This window comes from Bradyrhizobium sp. SZCCHNR3119, assembly GCF_032487775.1.
Lineage (GTDB): Bacteria > Pseudomonadota > Alphaproteobacteria > Rhizobiales > Xanthobacteraceae > Bradyrhizobium.
In genome coordinates this window covers 3,684,679-3,702,650 of record NZ_JAUEUV010000001.1, presented here as the reverse complement: position 1 = coordinate 3,702,650, position 17,972 = coordinate 3,684,679, and the positions used below count along the sequence as shown (strand labels likewise).

At 64.7% G+C, this 17,972-nt stretch carries 13 protein-coding genes and 1 pseudogene; 9 read left to right on the top strand and 5 right to left on the bottom strand.

Going from position 1 to position 17,972, the window contains the following annotated elements; translation table 11 throughout:
- Positions 1–2: 2 nt before the first annotated feature.
- The 4 genes from xylB (at position 3) to QX034_RS17175 (ending at position 5,218) form a co-directional block, all read left to right on the top strand.
- Positions 3–1,448: a xylulokinase gene (gene xylB / locus QX034_RS17190; protein WP_315701390.1), complete on the top strand. Its 1,446-nt coding sequence runs from the start codon at positions 3–5 to the stop codon at positions 1,446–1,448.
- 157 nt (positions 1,449–1,605) lie between these two features.
- Positions 1,606–3,129, top strand: coding sequence for a sugar ABC transporter ATP-binding protein (locus QX034_RS17185; RefSeq protein WP_315701391.1), 1,524 nt, complete (start codon positions 1,606–1,608; stop codon positions 3,127–3,129).
- Complete coding sequence (locus tag QX034_RS17180) at positions 3,122–4,162, top strand: ABC transporter permease subunit (RefSeq protein ID WP_315730294.1); 1,041 nt, start codon at positions 3,122–3,124, stop codon at positions 4,160–4,162. Before QX034_RS17185 ends, QX034_RS17180 begins: the two co-directional genes overlap by 8 nt.
- A gap of 105 nt (positions 4,163–4,267) precedes the next feature.
- Positions 4,268–5,218, top strand: a complete 951-nt coding sequence (locus QX034_RS17175; protein WP_315701393.1) for an ABC transporter substrate-binding protein — start codon at positions 4,268–4,270, stop codon at positions 5,216–5,218.
- A gap of 58 nt (positions 5,219–5,276) precedes the next feature.
- Here QX034_RS17175 and QX034_RS17170 read toward each other — a convergent pair whose 3' ends face one another.
- Positions 5,277–6,449, bottom strand: a complete 1,173-nt coding sequence (locus tag QX034_RS17170) for a GGDEF domain-containing protein (protein WP_315730295.1) — start codon at positions 6,447–6,449, stop codon at positions 5,277–5,279.
- A gap of 157 nt (positions 6,450–6,606) precedes the next feature.
- Complete coding sequence (locus QX034_RS17165) at positions 6,607–7,392, bottom strand: IclR family transcriptional regulator C-terminal domain-containing protein (protein WP_315701395.1); 786 nt, start codon at positions 7,390–7,392, stop codon at positions 6,607–6,609.
- Between the two features lie 123 nt (positions 7,393–7,515).
- Between QX034_RS17165 and QX034_RS17160 the strand changes: the two genes are divergently transcribed.
- The 5 genes from QX034_RS17160 (at position 7,516) to QX034_RS17140 (ending at position 12,846) form a co-directional block, all read left to right on the top strand.
- Positions 7,516–8,874, top strand: coding sequence for an aromatic ring-hydroxylating dioxygenase subunit alpha (locus QX034_RS17160; protein ID WP_315730296.1), 1,359 nt, complete (start codon positions 7,516–7,518; stop codon positions 8,872–8,874).
- Between the two features lie 172 nt (positions 8,875–9,046).
- Positions 9,047–10,483: a glutamine synthetase family protein gene (locus QX034_RS17155; protein ID WP_315701397.1), complete on the top strand. Its 1,437-nt coding sequence runs from the start codon at positions 9,047–9,049 to the stop codon at positions 10,481–10,483.
- A 146-nt stretch (positions 10,484–10,629) separates the two neighbouring features.
- Positions 10,630–11,238 carry a hypothetical protein gene (locus QX034_RS17150; protein WP_315730297.1) on the top strand — a complete coding sequence of 203 codons (609 nt, stop codon included), beginning with the start codon at positions 10,630–10,632 and terminating at the stop codon, positions 11,236–11,238.
- A gap of 586 nt (positions 11,239–11,824) precedes the next feature.
- Positions 11,825–12,043: a hypothetical protein gene (locus QX034_RS17145; protein ID WP_315730298.1), complete on the top strand. Its 219-nt coding sequence runs from the start codon at positions 11,825–11,827 to the stop codon at positions 12,041–12,043.
- A gap of 272 nt (positions 12,044–12,315) precedes the next feature.
- The gene (locus QX034_RS17140; RefSeq protein ID WP_315730300.1) at positions 12,316–12,846 is read left to right on the top strand and encodes a ParB N-terminal domain-containing protein; all 531 of its coding nucleotides are present in this window, start codon (positions 12,316–12,318) and stop codon (positions 12,844–12,846) included.
- Positions 12,847–13,065: 219 nt separating this feature from the next.
- On the opposite strand, the pseudogene QX034_RS17135 reads toward QX034_RS17140, so the two are convergent.
- From QX034_RS17135 to QX034_RS17125, 3 genes and pseudogenes are all read right to left on the bottom strand, one after another.
- Positions 13,066–13,350, bottom strand: a pseudogene (locus tag QX034_RS17135) (hypothetical protein); the annotation flags it as partial.
- Between the two features lie 51 nt (positions 13,351–13,401).
- Complete coding sequence (locus QX034_RS17130; RefSeq protein ID WP_316196085.1) at positions 13,402–15,684, bottom strand: TonB-dependent siderophore receptor; 2,283 nt, start codon at positions 15,682–15,684, stop codon at positions 13,402–13,404.
- 1,132 nt (positions 15,685–16,816) lie between these two features.
- Positions 16,817–17,578, bottom strand: a complete 762-nt coding sequence (locus QX034_RS17125; RefSeq protein WP_315701403.1) for a haloacid dehalogenase type II — start codon at positions 17,576–17,578, stop codon at positions 16,817–16,819.
- Positions 17,579–17,972 lie beyond the last annotated feature (394 nt).

Genomic DNA, 17,972 nt, shown 5'->3' with positions numbered 1-17,972 from the left:
ACATGTATCTCGGGATCGATCTCGGCACCTCGGCGGTCAAGACCATCCTCGTCGATGAGGCGCAACGGGTGGTCGCAAGCCGCAGCCACGCCTTGACCATCAGCACGCCCAGGCCCGGCTATTCGGAGCAGGATCCTGCGCACTGGATCGATGCCGCCTTTGCGACGCTGGACGCATTGCAGGCGGAGCATCCGCGCGAGCTGGCCGAGGTCGAGGGCATCGGCCTGTCAGGGCAGATGCATGGCCCGGTGCTGCTCGACAGCAGCTTCACACCGTTGCGGCCCTGCATCCTCTGGAACGATGGGCGATCGGCGGCGGAATGCAGGCTGCTGGAGCAGCGCTGGCCGGGCTTACGCGCGGTGACCGGCAACAAGGCGATGCCCGGCTTTGCCGCGCCGAAGCTCCTGTGGATCGCCGTGCACGAGCCGGAGATCTTTGCGGCGACCAAACTGGTCTTGCTTCCGAAAGCCTATCTCCGCCTGATCCTGTCGGGCGAGGCGATCGAGGATGTCTCTGACGCATCCGGATCATTATGGCTCGATGTCCACGAGCGGGACTGGTCGGATGACGGCCTCGCCGCCAGCGGCCTGTCGCGCGCGCAGATGCCGCGTCTCGTCGAGGGCTCGTCGCCAGCTGGCCGGCTGCGCAGCGAACTGGCGCAGCGCTGGGGCATGCGCAAGCACCCGATCATCGCCGGCGGTGGCGGCGACAATCCGGCCGGCGCGGTCGGGATCGGCGCGATCCGGCCTGGCTCCGCCTTCATCACGCTCGGAACCTCCGGCGCGGTGCTGACACCGACCGATCACGTTGCCGCCAATCCCGAGCGTGTGGTCCACACCTTCTGTCACGCGATCCCAAAGATGTGGATCCAGGCCGGCGCGATCCTCTCGGCGGCATCGTGCCTAGCCTGGCTGGCGCGGCTGCTTGGTGCCTCCGAGGCCGAACTGCTGGCGCCGCTCGGGGCGCGGCCAAAGGCGCCCTCGCCCGTCAGCTTCCTGCCTTATCTCGCCGGCGAACGGACGCCGCATGACGATCCCGATGCGCGCGGCCTGCTCGATGGACTGAGCCACGCCACCGACCGGCCCGCGCTGGTGCAGGCCGTGCTGGAAGGCGTGGCCTTCGCGCTCGCCGATTGCCGCGATGCGCTCGCAAGCGCCGGCATCGCGATGACGCAAGCCGACGCCATCGGCGGCGGTTCACGCTCGCCGTTCTGGCTGTCGGTGCTCGCGAATGTGCTCGATGTTCCCATCCATCGCTTCGCCGAAGGCGAAACCGGTGCGGCCTTTGGCGCCGCACGGCTGGGACGCCTGGCAGTCACGGGCGAGGCCATCGAAGTCGTATGCACGCCGCCGCGACGAATCGAGACCTTCGCGCCGGAGCCTGCGCTCGCGGAAGCCTATGCCGAACGGCTGCCCCATTGGCGGAAGCTCTACCGGCCCGGCCGCTGAGAGTCCTGCGCAACGCCGCAATCTGCAGCCGACCTCGATCCGTCAACACATACCTCTTCAGTATTGCTCTCGGCGACAGCCTCTAGTTTAATGTGCGTTCTGCGTCGCCTGCAAACGAGACGTGGAACATAAAAGACGACGTGCGCCGGGAGGCACGATGAGCGGTCCGATCCTTGAGATGCGTGGGGTCTCAAAGTCTTTCTTCGGCATCAAGGCGCTGCACAAGGTCGACCTGACCGTCTATGCCGGTGAGATTCACGCCCTGATGGGCGAAAATGGCGCCGGCAAATCGACATTGATGAAGATCCTCTCGGGCGCCTATCGTCCCGATCCCGGCGGCGAGATCCGCATCGATGGCCATCAGGTCCGCATCGAGGGACCGCTCGGCGGCCGCGCGGCCGGCATCGCGATCATCTACCAGGAGTTGTCGCTCGCGCCGAACCTGACGGTCGCGGAGAATATCTATCTCGGGCGCGAGGTCTCGCAGTCCGGGCTGCTCGCACGCGGCACCATGCGCGAGCGCGTCGGCCCGATCCTCGACCGGCTCGGCGCCGATTTCACGCCGTCGACCCTGGTGGCGGAGCTGTCGATGGGCCAGCGCCAGCTGGTCGAGATCGCCCGAGCCCTGCACGCGCGCTCGAAGATCCTGATCATGGACGAGCCGACCACCTCGCTGTCGGCGGCCGAAAGCGAACGGCTGTTCACGCTGATCCGGCAGCTGCGCAGCGAGGGCCTCGCCATCATCTACATCTCGCATCGCATGGACGAGGTCTATGCGCTCGGCGACCGCGTCACCGTGTTGCGCGACGGTCGCCTCGTAGGCTCGCTCGACAAGCCGGAGATCCGCGCCGACACCATCGTGCGGCTGATGGTGGGGCGCGAGGTGTCCTCATTCTATAAGAAAGAACACGATCCGAATGCGACCGCAGGCCGGCCCGTGCTCACGGCCACCGACATGGCTGACGGGCAGCGCGTCCGGGGTTGTTCGCTCACCGTCCACGCGGGCGAGGTGGTCGGGCTTGCCGGCCTCATCGGCGCCGGCCGCACCGAGCTTGCGCATCTCATCATCGGCGCGGCACCGAAGATTTCAGGTCATGTCGAGCTCGACGGCCGCCCCGTCGCGATCCGCACGCCCGGTGAGGCGCTCGACGCCGGCATCGCCTATCTGACCGAGGACAGGAAGGCGCTCGGCCTGTTTCTGGACATGTCCTGCCTCGACAACATCAACCTCGCCGTGATCGGCCGCGACGCCAAGCTCGCCGGCTTTCTCGATCGCGACAAGGCGCGCGACCGCGCGGAAAAAGCTTTCAGCGCGCTCGGCATTCGCGCGGCCAGCGTTGGTGTTCCCGTCGGTGGCCTCTCCGGCGGCAACCAGCAGAAGGTGCTGCTGTCGCGCCTCTTGGCGACGACGCCGAAGGTCTTGATCCTGGACGAGCCGACGCGCGGCGTCGATGTCGGCGCGAAGTCGGAGATCTATGCGATCATCGACAATCTCGCCAAATCCGGCACTGCGATCCTGGTCATCTCCTCCGATTTGCCAGAGATCATCGGCATCTGCGACCGCGTGCTCGTGATGCGCGTAGGCCATATCGCCGGCGAGGTCCGGCGCAGCGCGACATCATCTATCAGTCAGGAGGATATCATGGCCTTGGCCACCGGAACGGAGCACGTCGATGCCTGACAACAGTTCAGTTCAGGCGAAGGCCGCCCCTGCTCCCGGCTTCGCAGCCGCACAGGAGACAAAGCGTCAGCGCATCCGCACGGTCATCCGCGCCGTCGGCATGCTGCCTGTGCTGCTGATCCTCTGCATCGGCTTTCACTTCCTCTCGGACGGCCGCTTCTTCAGCGGACAGAATCTCGGCATCGTGTTGCAGCAGGCTGCGGTGAATACGGTGCTCGCCGCCGGCATGACCTTCGTGATCCTGACCGGCGGCATCGACCTGTCGGTCGGCTCCATCCTCGCGGCGGCCGCCATGGCCGGTCTCACCGTCTCAAAGCTTCCCGATCTCGGCTCGCTGTGGCTGCCGGCGGCCGTGCTCACCGGCCTCGGCTTCGGCGTCATCAATGGCGCGCTGATTGCGCTGCTGCGCCTGCCGCCCTTCATCGTCACGCTCGGCTCGCTCACGGCGGTGCGCGGGCTCGCGCGGCTGATGGGTGCCGACACGACCGTGTTCAATCCGTCGATCCCTTATGCTTTCATCGGCAATGCCTCGCTGCCGCTCATTCCCGGCGTCATCTCGCTTCCCTGGCTCTCGGTGATCGCGCTGCTCGTGATCTTCCTGTCGTGGCTGGTCCTGCGCCGCACCGTGCTCGGCGTGCACATCTACGCGGTCGGCGGCAATGAGAGCGCGGCGCGGCTCGCCGGCATCAAGGTGTGGGCGGTGCTGATCTTCGTCTACGGCATCTCCGGGCTGCTCGCCGGCCTCGGCGGCGCGATGCAGGCGGCGCGGCTCTATGCGGCCAACGGGCTGCAGCTCGGCCAGTCCTACGAGCTCGACGCGATCACCGCGGTGATCCTCGGCGGCACATCGTTCGTCGGCGGCATCGGCTCGATCTGGGGCACGCTGGTCGGCGCGCTGATCATCGCCGTGTTGTCGAACGGCCTCATTCTCACCGGCGTCTCCGACATCTGGCAATATGTGATCAAGGGCCTCGTCATCATCGGCGCCGTCGCGCTCGACCGCTACCGGCTGCAGGGCTCGGCGCGGACTTGAACCATCTCTGCACAGAGGAGCGAGCGTCCGCGCCACTCCATCGATTTTCTCACGGCATCTGGTCCACCGTGCCGAGAAGTGATGAAAGGACCAGGGAGGAAACCTATGTTGAAGACTGTCTTGCTTTGCGGCGTTGCCGCCGTCGCGCTCGCGCTGAGCCCCGCGCCGTCATCGGCCAAGGAGCTGAAATCGATCGGCATCTCGCTGGGCTCGCTCGGCAACCCGTTCTTCGTTGCGCTGTCGAAGGGCGCCGAGTTCGAGGCCAAGAAGGCCAACCCGAACGTCAAGATCACCACCGTCGGCTTCGAATATGATCTCGGCAAGCAGGTGACGCAGATCGACAATTTCATCGCCGCCGGCGTCGACCTCATCCTCTTGAACCCCGGCGATCCCAAGGCGATCGGGCCTGCGATCAAGAAGGCGCAGGCCGCGGGCGTCATCGTCGTCGCGGTCGACACCGCCGCCGAAGGCGCCGACGCCACCATCACCACCAACAACGTCCAGGCTGGCGAGATTTCCTGCCAGTACATCGTCGACAAGCTCGGCGGCAAAGGCGACGTCATCATCGAGAACGGACCGCAGGTCTCGGCGGTGATCGACCGCGTCACCGGCTGCAAGAGTGTGTTCGCCAAGGCGCCGGGCATCAAGGTGCTCTCCAGCGATCAGGACGGCAAGGGCTCGCGCGAGGGCGGCCTGACGGTGGCGCAGGGCTATCTGACGCGTTTCCCGAAGATCGACGCCATCTTCGCCATCAACGATCCGCAGGCGATCGGCACCGATCTCGCCGCGCGGCAGCAGCAGCGCACCGGCATCATCATCACGTCGGTCGACGGCGCGCCCGATATCGAGGCCGCGCTGAAGGATCCCGCCGCGAAACAGATCCAGGCGTCCGCATCGCAGGACCCGTTCTTCATGGCGCGCCGCGCCGTGCAGGTCGGCGTCGGCATCCTCAACGGTCAGAAGCCGGCCTCCACCGTCGAGCTCCTGCCGTCGAAACTCATTACCCGCGACAATGTCGGCGAGTACAAGGGCTGGACCTCGGAGCGGAAGGAGTAAGTCGGCCTGCCGTCACGATATTTCGTGCGGACGCCGCGCGCCCGGCGTCCACACCGTCTCACACGACAGACCCTGCGACCAAGCGAGCGTCGGCCGCAGGCTGAATCGGAGGGCTCGCGAGCGACAGCGCAGCTGCGGCATCAGCCGCAGCTGGTGCAATCTCGTCGGCCCAGCACCATCGGCGGCCACCGGCGTGCTTGGCCGCATAGAGGGCGCGGTCGGCGCGGTCGAGCAACGCATCGGCGCCGATGCGGCCGGGCTCGTGCGTGATCAGGATGCCGGCGCTGGCGCCGATCAGCACGCTCTCGCCCGCCAGCAGGAACGGACGTGACAATCCCCCGACCGCGGCGCGGGTCAGCGCAAGCGCCGCTTCCTGCCCGGCCGGTCCGTCCGGGACCTCCTGCAACAGCATGAACTCGTCGCCGCCAAAGCGCGCCGCCAGCCCTGCACCGACACAGCCGCGCAAGCGCATGGCGACCTGCCGAAGCAGTTCGTCGCCGGCCAGATGCCCGAAGCGATCATTGACCGGCTTGAAGCCGTCGAGATCGATCGCAACGATCGCCGCGCGACAATCGAGGCGGTCGAGTGCGGCAAGAAATGCCGCGCGGTTCGGCAGGCCGGTGAGAAAATCCTGGTTTGCCTGGCGGGCGAGCGCCTGTTTGGCCTCGATCCGCTCGGTGAAGGCGGCCGTCAACCGATACGACGTGCCGCGCAGGGTGATCCAGAACAGCACCAACATGCCGGCGCCCATGCGATAGATCGGCTCGGGCTGCAGCAGGCAGGAAAGTGCAGTCGGGATCAGCAGCAAGGCCGACGACGACATGACGATCCACGGGCTGACCCGCGAGACGATGCCGACGCAGAAGGCCATCGACAGGCCGAAGCAAATCCAGATACCCGGGGCATCGCCGATCTGGAAGGCGCGCGCCGACAAGGCCCCCACTGCAAGAGCAAAAGCGGCGGCACCGACGCCATAGAGACGCTCCCAGCGGACGATATCGACGCCATTGAAGCGATCGAACCGAACAGCGAACAGGTGAAGCTTGATGATGCGGGCGGCGCCGACGACGAACAGCAGCAGGGTCAGCACGGCGTAGCCGGGATCGCGCGCCACGACGGCCATCCCCGCGCCGATCACCACGGCCGCCACCGAGATGGTCCCGACCAGCAGCATCGATCCGTACAGCAGATGAACCAGCTCGCGTCGCGTATCCGGGTCTTGCCGCTCCATGACTGCCTCATTGCATCAAGGCGCGCACTATCAGGCGCCGGCCTTAATGAAACATCGCCATGCCGCGGCGAGGCAGCCATGCGATGATCATGATTAAGGGTGTATCAATCGGCCGCGGCGGTGAATTGCCTGCCGCATGAAGCGCCCGCTCGTCGGATCAAAGCAGCTGCGGCCGCACCGATGCGGCGGCGTCCTGCAGCAGCGGCAGGAAGCGCGCGATCATCTCGTCGACAGAGATGCGGTCGACATGGCTGCCGATATTGATGGCGGCGACGATGACGTCGTCATAGCGCCGCACCGGCATCGAGATCGAGCGGAAATGCGGCTCGGCCTCGCGATCGACCAGCGAGTAGCCGTTGTTGCGATCGGCAGCGATCATGGCCACGAGCCGCCGCGGATCGGTCACCGTCTGCGGCGTCAGCGCCTGCAGCGGCGCTGACTTGAGCCGCTCGCGAAGCTCGGCGTCGCTGAACTGGCTGAGCATCGCGCGACCGACCGAGGTGCAGAACGCCGGCAGGCGATAGCCGATCTCCAGCCCGCCGGAGAACACGCGCACCGGTCCGCCGCGGGCGATGAACACCACCTCCTGGCCGTCGAGCACCGCCAGCGAGGCGATCTCCTTGGCGCGCTCGGCCACACGATCCAGCACCGGCTGCAGCACGCTGACGAGCTGGCTGGAGCGCAGGAAGGACGAGGCGAGCGTCAGCACCTGCGGCGTCAGCGCGAACAGCTTGCCGTCGCTGGCGACGAAGCCGCCCCGCTGCAGGGTCAGCAGGATGCGGCGCGCCGTCGCCCGCGGCAAATCGGATGCGCGCGCGATATCGCTGAGCGTCATCGCGCCCGGCCGCGTGCCGAACACGTGCAAGAGCCGCAAGCCGCGATCGAGGCTCTCGACGTAATCGGTGGCGGCCTCGCCGCCGTCCTCGCGCTTCAGCTTCGGCATTGCCTCGTTCCGCGCCGCAACGCGGTGAAAACTCGTGCTTGCGGCCCTGTCCGGACATGGCATAATTCGCCCATATGTTCAATAGCCGAACAAGAGCTGCAGCCACGGAAGGAACGCCCCACCATGATGAGCCAGGAGCAGAACGACCTGATCACCCGCGTTGGGCCCAAGGACCCTTGCGGCAGGCTGATGCGCCAGTACTGGCAGCCGGCGGCGCTGGTCGATGAGCTCAGCGGCGAGCGGCCGGTGCGCCCGGTGCGGCTGCTCGGCGAAAATCTCGTGCTGTTTCGCGACCCGCAGGGCCGCTACGGGTTGATCGACCGCCAGTGTGCGCATCGCGGCGCCGATCTGGCCTTCGGCCGGCTCGAAGGCGGCGGCCTGCGCTGCTCGTTCCATGGCTGGCTGTTCGACGTCAGCGGCCAATGCCTGGAGACGCCGGCGGAGCCTGCGGGCTCCAACCTCTGCGCCAACATCAGGCAGCGCTCTTATCCGGTGGTCGAGAAGAGCGGCATCCTCTGGGCCTATCTCGGCGAAGGCACCCCGCCCGCTTTCCCCGAGCTCGACTGCTTCACGGCGCCGCACACTCACGTCTTCGCCTTCAAGGGCCACTGGGCCTGCAACTGGCTGCAGGCACTCGAGGTCGGCATCGATCCGTCGCACGCCTCCTATCTGCATCGCTTCTTCGAGGACGAGGACACCTCGACCGCCTATGGCCGCCAGTTCCGCGGAGCCTCCGCCGGCACCGACCTGCCGATGACCAAGATCCTGCGCGAATATGATCGCCCGATCATCAATGTCGAGCACACCGAGTATGGACTGCGGCTGATCACGCTGCGCGAGATCGATGACGTCAGCACGCATGTGCGCGTCACCAACCAGCTGTTCCCGCACGCCTTCGTGATTCCGATGAGCACGGAGATGACGATCACGCAGTATCACGTGCCGATCGACGACGAGAACTGCTACTGGTATTCGATCTTCACCAGCTATGGCGCGCCGGTCGACAAGCAGAAAATGCGCGACCAGCGCCTCCAGATGTACGAGCTGCCGGACTACATCTCGCGCCGGAACAAGGCAAATAACTACGGCTTCGACGCCAGCGAGCAGCAGACCGCGACCTATACCGGCATGGGCCACGACATCAACGTGCACGACCAGTGGGCGGTGGAATCGATGGGGCCGATCCAGGATCGCACCAAGGAGCATCTCGGCACCAGCGACAAGGCGATCGTGCAATATCGCCGCCTGCTGCGGGGCGAGATCGAGAAGGTCGCGCGCGGCGAGAAGCCGATCCTGTGCCTGGACGCGGAGACCGCGCGCAGCATCCAGGGCCCGGCGACGATGGACGGCATCGGCCCGACCAAGGGCTGGGAGCTCTATTGGATGGAGGTCGACGTCAAGCGCCGGCGCGGCGCGCCCTGGGCGGCCCCGGTGCCGAAGGACATCGCCGGCAAGGTGACGCATCTCACCGCGGCGGAGTAGTGGCGCTTTCGACTCCCGTCATTCCGGGATGGCGCGTAAGCGCCAGACCCGGAATCTCGAGATTCCGGGTTCGATGCTCCGGCAAAATGGCTTCGCCATTTTGTCGTGCGCATCGCCCCGGAATGACCGACTATGTGGCTCGTTTTCCATTCAAGATACTTAAGAGGATCGCGTGACCTTCGTAAGCCGCCATGGCCTGTGGACTGACGAGCAGCGGGAAGCGGCGCAGAGGCTTGCCCGCATCGTCGAGGAGAAGAACCTCGAAGTGATCAGGCTCTCGTTCCCTGATCAGCACGGCATCCTGCGCGGCAAGACGCTGATCGCGACTGAGGCGGTCGCCTCGCTGGAGAGCGGCTGCTCGATCACGACCACGATGCTGGCCAAGGACACCTCGCACCGCACGGTGTTCCCGGTGTTCACCAAGGGCGGCGGCTTCGGCATGAGCGAAATGGAGGGCGCCGCCGACGTCGTGATGGTGCCGGATCCCACAACCTTCCGCGTGCTGCCGTGGGCGCCGACCACGGGCTGGGTGCTGTGCGACGTCTATTTCAGCGACGGCCGGCCGGTGCCGTTCGCCACCCGCCAGATCTATCGCAACGTGCTCGGCGATCTCGCCCAGCGCGGCTACGACTATGTCGCGGGGCTGGAGGTCGAGTTTCACGTCTTCAAGCTCGAGGACGCCAGGATGGCGGTCGAAGATGCCGGCCAGCCGGGACAGCCGCCGTCCGTCAGCCTGCTCTCGCACGGCTATCAATATCTCACCGAGCAACGCTTCGATCAGATGGAGCCGGTGCTGGAGATCTTGCGCCGCGACATCCTCGCGCTCGGCCTGCCGTTGCGCTCGGTCGAGGTCGAGTTCGGCCCGAGCCAATGCGAGTTCACGTTCCAGCCGCGCAAGGGGCTCGAGCCCGCCGACACCATGGTGCTGTTCCGCTCGGCGATCAAACAGATCGCGCGCCGCCACGGCTATCATGCCACCTTCATGTGCCGGCCGAAGCTGCCGAACGTGTTCGCCTCCGGCTGGCATCTGCACCAATCGCTGGTCTCGCGCGCCGATGGCAGCAACGCCTTCATGGCGAGTGCGGGCGGCGAGCCGCTCTCCGCGTTCGGCCGCAACTATCTCGCCGGCCTGCTCACGCATGCCCGCGCCTCCACCGTGTTCACGACGCCGACCATCAACGGCTACAAGCGCTACCGCTCCTATTCGCTGGCGCCGGACCGCGCGATCTGGGGCCGCGACAACCGCGGCGTGATGATCCGCGTGCTCGGCGGCGCCGGCGATTCTGCGACACGGCTGGAGAACCGGATCGGCGAGCCGGCCGCCAATCCCTATCTCTACATGGCCTCGCAGATCCTCTCCGGCCTCGACGGCGTCGACCGCGCACTCGATCCCGGTCCATCGGCGGATACGCCGTACGAGACCAAGGCCGAGTTGTTGCCGAAGTCGCTGCGCGAGGCGGTGTTCGCGCTGCATGACGATCCGTTCTTCCGCGAGAAGTTCGGCGCGCAGTTCATCGACTATTACGTGCACATCAAGACCGCGGAGATCGAGCGTTTCCAGGCCGAGGTGTCGGACTGGGAGCAGCGCGAATATTTCGAGATGTTTTGAACACACCGGGACCGGCGATCTTCAAAGACTCGCTTCAAAGACCCGCGCCGCCACAAAACCGTTGCGTTCCGGTCCGTTGACTCACGTCAATATGAGCAGGCACCGATCCGGCGATGATCCCGCGAGATCAACGCATGGAGGCAAGGATGCCCGAGCAGAGCAGTGTGCATGTCTATCTGAATTGGGCCAAGGAGCGCATCGACGAGATGGATGCCGCTTTGGCCTCGTTCGAAGTCAAGGCGAGCCAGTCGGCCGCCGAGATGAAGCCGAAAGTCGATCAGCTGATCGCGGATCTGAAGCAGCGCCGCGACGAGTTCAAGGCCGCGCTGAAATCGCAAGGTGACGCCGGCGAGGCCGCCTGGCAGCGCGCCAAGGCGGATATGGAAACGCAGTGGGACGGCTTCGAAGCGCAGGTGAAGACCTATTTCGACGGCCTCGGCCAGCAGATCGAGCAGCAGCAGGCCACCTTCAAGGACGTCGCCGCGGCGCAAGCCAAGGCGTGGCGCGAGGCGGCCGCGACATTCCATGACGCCGCCGCGAAGATCGCAGCCACCGGCCAGGCCAATGTCGAAGCCGCGATCGCGCAGATGAAGTCGGATGCGGCGGAGGCCGAGGCGAGGCTGCAGACTTTGAAGAAGGCCGGCACGGACTCCTGGGCCGTGTTGAGCGCAGCGCTCGCCGACACCCGCAAGACCTTCGACCAGGCCAACCAGGCCGCGTGGGATGCGCTGAAAGGCGCAAGCTCGAAAAAATAAGTGCCCGCGCCGGGCGATCGGATCGATGCGACTTCCGCTCCGCGTCCCGCCGCGCGCGCCGGCAGCAGCGCCTCCCCTTCTGCCGCAGGGCAATCGCTTATGGCTTGAATAGCTTCGGGCAGTCTTCTTTGCGGCCATCCTTCGAGACGCCCGCCTGCGGCGGGCTTCTCAGGAATGAGGACATTTTCCGCGGTGAATCGTAGACCCTCATGGTGAGGATCCGCCATTCTGCCGCGAAGTCGCCCTCGTCCTGAGGAACGCACCGGAGACGAGCGGCTCGAAGGATGGCCGCGCGAGACATCGTCGGCCTGTTTTCCCAAGCCCTGCGCGCTTCCCGTGATCGCAACGTCTTCACGTCGCGCCGATCGCGTCGCAATGCAGCATTGCGGCGCAATTTTGGCGCACGCAAATTTGAGAAGCTGCCAGCGCCGGCACGCATGCTCCGTTGCATGCCTGCCCCGTAGGCTAACGGATTCCAAACCGGCGGCGGTTAGCTCATGTGATTCAGGGCCAGTCGGCGTGCATTCCGAGGCGAATGCTGACGGCATGGAAGCTTTGAGCTCAGCGAGTTCGGCGAGAGGGTAACGTGTACGAGCTGACCGATCCCATCAAAACCTACATGGAACGAGCGCTGGAAGAGACCTGCCGCGTGCTGCCGAATGGCGGCGATCATGAGGTCCGCGTCTTCATCGCCCAACGCCTGGCCGACGCCGCCCAGAGCCGGCGGACGACGCTCGGGGAACTCGGCATCGTCGCCCGCAAGGCGCTGGCGGATTTTCGCGGCGCGCCGCGCCGACCCGTCTGAACGTTGCGGCTCAGCGTCCCGCGCGAGTTTGCGGGTGTCCCGCACCTGAGCGCAGCAGCTGCATTCAATGACGTCGCGATGGTGCCGTCGCGCAAGCAAGGCACGCCCCCGTGTCCCGATTGCCACGCTTGCGATCCGAAGCGCAATGTCCCTATTGTGGATGCGCGTGCCCCGTGTCGCCATCGCTTGCGCGATGCTCGTTCCGACTTGGGATCCGCGACACATTCCGACCGGTCCGTCGGATCGGGCGCGATCACCAGGGAGCATCAACTGTGTCCGAGCCGGAAAGCTTCCCCATCGAAAAGATCCGCGTTCCCGAGAAGAAACGGAGCGCTCTCAACCCCGAGGTGGTGCAAGACATCGCGGAGAGCATTCTGGACATCGGACAACAGGATGCGATCCTGATTCGGCGCGAGAAGGACCACTTCGTCCTGGTCGAGGGGCTTCATCGGCTGGAAGCGTGCAAGGCCCTCGGCGAACCCGCCATCCTCGGACGGCTGGTCTCGGCCGAAGCCGCTCGCGAGCGGACGCAACCGCCTCAAGCTTTAGACGCAGAACGCGAGAAGATGGAGCGACTGAGAAAACTCCGTCTCGAAAAAGAGGCCGCGGAGCAGCTCGCCCATGCATCAAGAGCTGGTGCAGAGGCGGACGCTGCGAGGCGTCAGCGCGCGCACCCGGAGACGACGATGCGGAGCAAGCCCACCGCAACGTCGAAACAATCGCGTCCCACGCGTTCCGGATCAGCACCCCGGACGTTGTCGGATTGGATCAAGCAACAAGAGCGCAGTGGCGGTCGATACTGACCGTCTAACCGCACGACCGGCCGGCCCTGACTCGCCCGCGAAGTTCCAGTCGGCAGCAGCCCGAAGGGCGGAGCAGCGCAGCATGATCCACCGCGATATTCTTGTGGAATACCGGAATTACGTTGACAGTGTGCTTAATCCGGCGCGACCCGATCATGATTGTTGCCCCCAGCGCCGACGCCCATACCCAGCAATTAAGTGCACTGTCACCGTAACCACCATCGCGAAGATGCACGTAGGCGTGATCGTCTCGCCCGGGCGCCAGCTCTCCACGCGCACTGCGCTGTAGTCCAGGAGAATCACGGGCATCAGCCGCAGTTGCAGGCGACGGGCGACTGCCAGCCGGTGATGGCCGTCCATCACGAACAGGGCGTCCTTCTCCGCCGTGACCGGAGCGGCCCAGCGCGCCGCGTCGAGGATCTGTGCCTGCAGCTCAGTCACTCGATCGGGATCGACCTCTTCGGTCGGGATCAAGCGCCATGGAGAAAGGAGGCAAACTTGCATATCGACCAGCCTGATTTTCTTTTGAGCAGCAGGAACGCCTACGCTCAGCGATTACATGTCCACGGTCATCGACAGGAGATACGTGCGCGGCGCTCCGAGGAAGAACGTCCCGAACGAGGCCACGCTGGACCAGTAATTCTCACCCGTGACATTCTGTACGTTCGCGCGAAAGACCGTTTTCCAGCCATTGATCGCCGTCGTATAGCGGACGCCGAGATCGAGACGCGTCCAATCCGCGATCGGTTGTCTATTCGCCGTATCGACGAATTGCTTACCCGTGTAGATGACCGCCCCATTCAAGGTGAGGCCCCTCATCCACGGAAGATCCCACTCGGCTCCAATATTGGCCTGAACGTTCGGAACCCCAATCGGCGTGTTGCCCACGTTTGCCGCGACGGCTGTCTTCGTCAGGGTGCCATCCAGCAGCGAGAAGCCTCCGAGAACACGGACATCGGGCCTGAGTTCGCCGTACACGTTGAACTCAAGGCCACGAACCCGCTGCTCTGCCGTCGCCGCGAACCGCCCGGCCGCCAGCTCGCCGCTCGCCTTCGAGATCTCGAAGGCGCTGAAGGTGGTAGCGACCCGGCCGAAGTCGACCTTGATGCCAGCCTCGTATTGCCTGGCGATATAAGGAGGAAGCACCTCACCGAAGTTGGACGCAGTCTGAGGCGCGACATCACCCCGGCTGAGGCCTTCGATGTAGTTCGCGTACAGAGAAACATTGTCCCGGGGGCGGATGACGAGACCGACGACCGGAGTGGTCGCGCTCTTATCGTAGGAAGACGTCAGCGTTCCGACATTGGACAGATAGTTGTTCGCCTCGATGCCCTGGCGCCGGCCCCCCAATGTCAGCAGGATGCGCTCATCCAGCACCGATAAAGTGTCGGCGATCGAGAGTCCCGTAAGCTCGCTATCGGAGAGCCGAGGCCGCCCGCTGATCTCGTTCGCAAACTGGGTCGGCGCCACGGTCGGATTATAGATGTTCGAAGTGACTAGACTTCCGTTGGTGAGCCGCCGATACAGCGCATCATGATAAATCGAGGCCTGGATGGCGACTGCATGATGGATAAAGCCGGTATCGAACCGGGCCCGGACACCGCCATCATACGTGGTTCGTTCGATGCTGAGCCCGAAGAACTGGGGCGTCGATGTCGTGTCGCCGCTCGTATTGACGATGGTCGGAAGACCGAAGAAGCGCTCGACATTGGTCCGTGATCCACCGACGTCGGCGAACAGCGTGAGCTGATCGTTCAGATCGTATTCGGTACGCAGCAAGGCGGATTGATCATTGATATGCGACCATTCCCAGGGCTGGGTCACGTTCAGCCGCGCGTCCGGTGCCTTTGGCACTTGCAGACCCGAAGCAACGAGAAACGGACGAGACGGAGCGTCGAACCGATCGGTCTGGGCGATGAGGTAGAGCCAGGACCTGAACCGCTCGCCCTGATAGTCCAGGGCCAACGACCCGACACCCGTCGTTTCGGACTGGTGGTCAATGGACGTATCGCCGCCACGCAGGCTGCCGCTGGTCCGCACGCCCCACTCCCTGCCCTCGCCGTAACGTCTCGCGACATCCCAGTGACCGCCGAACCGTGCAGCCGAGCCGTAATCCGCGGTGAAGCGGGTCAAGTCCTCCCCTGCGCGCTTCGGCACGACGTTGATAACACCGCCAACGCCGCCATTGGGGGCAACGCCCGAGAGCGCGGCCGAAGGCCCCTTGAGGACCTCGATGCGCTCGACGTAATCCGTGAAGATGCGATAGGTCGGCGCAATTCCGTAAAGGCCCTCGAAACCGAACTCGCCATTGTTGCCTTCGTTGATCGGGAAGCCACGAATGTTGAAGGAGTCGAGCACGCCGCCCGTCGGGTGGGAGCTGCGCACCGAGGGATCGAGGATCAGTGAGTCCGCGCCTGTTGCGGCCTGCTGGTCTCGAATGAACTTGTCCGTGTAGCTCGCTGCGTTGAACGGCGATTTCATCGCGTCGATGTTTCCGAGCAGCCCTAGCCGCGCCCCTCGCGCGACCTGATCGCCTGCAAAGGCGGGCACGACGCCTGATCGCGACGGCCGCGATTGTGCCACGACGCCTCCGGTTTGCGCGGCGCCGGGCGCCGGGCTACGCCGGGAAGTTGATCGAATGCGATCAGCATTTCGTTTGGTCGGTCCGCGGCCGGCAGAGTGATGCTTCGGCGCTTCCACTGTAACAGGCGGAAGGGATCTGGCGTCTTGCGGTGTTTGGGATCGGGCGGGCGATCCGAACCACGCCAGCAACGCGACTCCACTCAGAAACGCGCGTCCAAAGCGCGTCAGCGTCCAGTTATCAATATCAAGCTGCATTTCTGGAAAGCACCCCGTCAATAGCGCGTCACCCACGTAAAATGGTCTACGCTCGCCCCCGCGCCGACAATGAAGCGACGATCCGCCCTCGGCATCCGAGCTCGGCTGTCTCCCCATGGCCCACTTAATTAGATCTCGCGGATCTCCCATCCCGGCTTATTAGTTTGTGCGTTACGGGAAAATCCGATCACCGTCTCTGTCTGCAAAAACTCTTAGAGAGCCGCCATGGTGACCGCAACGCAAAGATGGCGCCACGAATTTAGAAGGTCTCGATCATCAGCGACTTGCGTAGTCGGCGCGCGAATTTGAAACGTTTCAAAATCGCTGAGAATTTCCAAATCAGTTCTGTTGAAATCTGGCAGGTATGATTACGGTGACAGTGCACTCAACTTAATCCTATGTAGAGAAAAGACTCGAAGAGCACTTATCCCTTTCTCGAACTCAGCTTGACCATCGCCACCCTGCATCCCAGCCCTGCGCAAATTGCCCGTCGTGCCACTCTGTCGCATCCTGCGCGGCTTGTGTCGTCGGGCAAATCAGAACGATCATCCTCGCCGTCTCGCGCTCACTGGAGGGGCGTTTCGCGATCGTCACGGACCGTGGAGCGTGGGATGCGGTGGCCGCATCGGGTCGCAGCGCGCGAGCATGGTCCGGAAAAGTGCGTCAGCGGTTTTCCGGCCAAGACCATGCTCAAGATGCGCGCGGACGAACGAGCCGGTGCGGACGGTCAAGCCGTGTGGTCCCGACACCCCGACGCTGGTGTCTGGTCGGCGACGATGCCGACGACGGGGGCAAACAAGCCCGGTCCCCTGGGAGAGCACGGAGCAGCCGTGAAGACCATCGCGCAGGGAAGGCCGGTTGTATCGGCCAATCCTGTGGTGACTGCCGCCTGCTTTTCTTGTTGCAGGCGGGCCATGGGTGCGGCCTGCACCCGGCCTTCCCTGCGCCCTCCTCATTGAAGAGGGCGTCCAGAGAGCAAAGCTCGGACGCGAAAACGCGCCGCGAGGCTGCGAAGCCGCGGCGTCAGATCAGAGATTGGCGCCGGACATGGTGCGCCATTCGGAACAGAACTCTTACGGAATTTGAGATTACGGTGTTTCGGTTGGGACGCAGAGAACCAAGCCTCGGCTTCCTAGACTCCCAATGCGCTGGCGAGGGCGACGAAGCTGTCCGTGTAGATGTCGAACCAGGCCTCCGATGCGGTATCGACCTTCGCGCCTGGACCGAACTCCAATTCACGCGCCACGAATGCGGTGCGCATTCCGAACGCGCGCGCAGCTTTCAGATCGTATTTGTGGCAGGCGACCATCAAGATCTCACCCGGCTGGTAACCGAGGTAATCGACTGCGAGCTGGTAAACCGCGGGCGCCGGCTTGTAACTGTGTGCGAGCTCAGCGGTCAGCACAGCATCGAACGTCAGGCCGGCATGCTTGACCACCGCGACCACCGCCGCCATGCCGGCATTGGAAAGGGTGGCCGTGACGAAGCGCCGCCGCAATCGCGTCAGCCCTTCGACGCTGTCCGGCCAGGCATCAAGTCGAGTCCAGATCTGGTTGAGCTCATCTCGCTCGACCGTCGTGAACGCTGCCGACAGTCCCTGCCGCTCCAGCAGCGTATCCAGAGCTTCGCGATAGATGCGGTCCACGCGCAGCCATGGCCGGCGACCCGCGATGACATGGTCGAGCGCCTGGCGGTAGAGATCGCGCCATTCGGAGGACAGCGCAGCCCAATCGATGTCGAGGCCCTTGGCCCGGTTGGCGGCATGACCCAAGCGAAGGATGGGCTGATAGAAATCCACGCATGTGCCCTGAACATCGAAGGCGAGCGCACGAATTCCGTCCAGCGCCCGGCCATCTCTCGCAAACACCCGCTCCGTCACGGCCTCGTACTCCATTCATCCTGTCGCGGCCCAGCTGGCTCAGATCCTGCGCAATGGCGCGACGTCAAATCGACGACCGCTTGTAGGGACAGGCTGCTCCGAATGGAACGATGGCCGGCTGCGAATGGTGACACAGTGTCACGTTGTGACCGCGACCTTCGCCGGTTTGTCACGTTTGTGTGGGGCGCGCGGAGACTTCACGCGGCTGGCCGCGCGTGTCGGCGCATGAGCGGCGGCCAAGAGGTGGGAATGGTGATAACCGAACAACGGCCAGGATGCCTTCTGGCGATCCAAACTCGCTGGAAGCGTGAGGGCGGCCCGTGGCGGCACCCGGATGCCAAGGCGGAAAAACGGCGGCCTCCGGCGGCAAAGGCATCTTCCGGAAATGGCGCTCCCTAGGGAAGCGGGG

What these genes read in the sequence shown, in the direction of transcription:
- QX034_RS17130 (WP_316196085.1), bottom strand. Translation starts at nt 15,684, where the DNA reads ATGCAGCTTGATATTGATAACTGGACGCTGACGCGCTTTGGACGCGCG.
- QX034_RS17150 (WP_315730297.1), top strand. Translation starts at nt 10,630, where the DNA reads ATGCCCGAGCAGAGCAGTGTGCATGTCTATCTGAATTGGGCCAAGGAG.
- QX034_RS17160 (WP_315730296.1), top strand. Translation starts at nt 7,516, where the DNA reads ATGATGAGCCAGGAGCAGAACGACCTGATCACCCGCGTTGGGCCCAAG.
- QX034_RS17185 (WP_315701391.1), top strand. Translation starts at nt 1,606, where the DNA reads ATGAGCGGTCCGATCCTTGAGATGCGTGGGGTCTCAAAGTCTTTCTTC.
- QX034_RS17165 (WP_315701395.1), bottom strand. Translation starts at nt 7,392, where the DNA reads ATGCCGAAGCTGAAGCGCGAGGACGGCGGCGAGGCCGCCACCGATTAC.
- QX034_RS17175 (WP_315701393.1), top strand. Translation starts at nt 4,268, where the DNA reads ATGTTGAAGACTGTCTTGCTTTGCGGCGTTGCCGCCGTCGCGCTCGCG.
- xylB (WP_315701390.1), top strand. Translation starts at nt 3, where the DNA reads ATGTATCTCGGGATCGATCTCGGCACCTCGGCGGTCAAGACCATCCTC.
- QX034_RS17125 (WP_315701403.1), bottom strand. Translation starts at nt 17,578, where the DNA reads ATGGAGTACGAGGCCGTGACGGAGCGGGTGTTTGCGAGAGATGGCCGG.
- QX034_RS17180 (WP_315730294.1), top strand. Translation starts at nt 3,122, where the DNA reads ATGCCTGACAACAGTTCAGTTCAGGCGAAGGCCGCCCCTGCTCCCGGC.
- QX034_RS17170 (WP_315730295.1), bottom strand. Translation starts at nt 6,449, where the DNA reads ATGGAGCGGCAAGACCCGGATACGCGACGCGAGCTGGTTCATCTGCTG.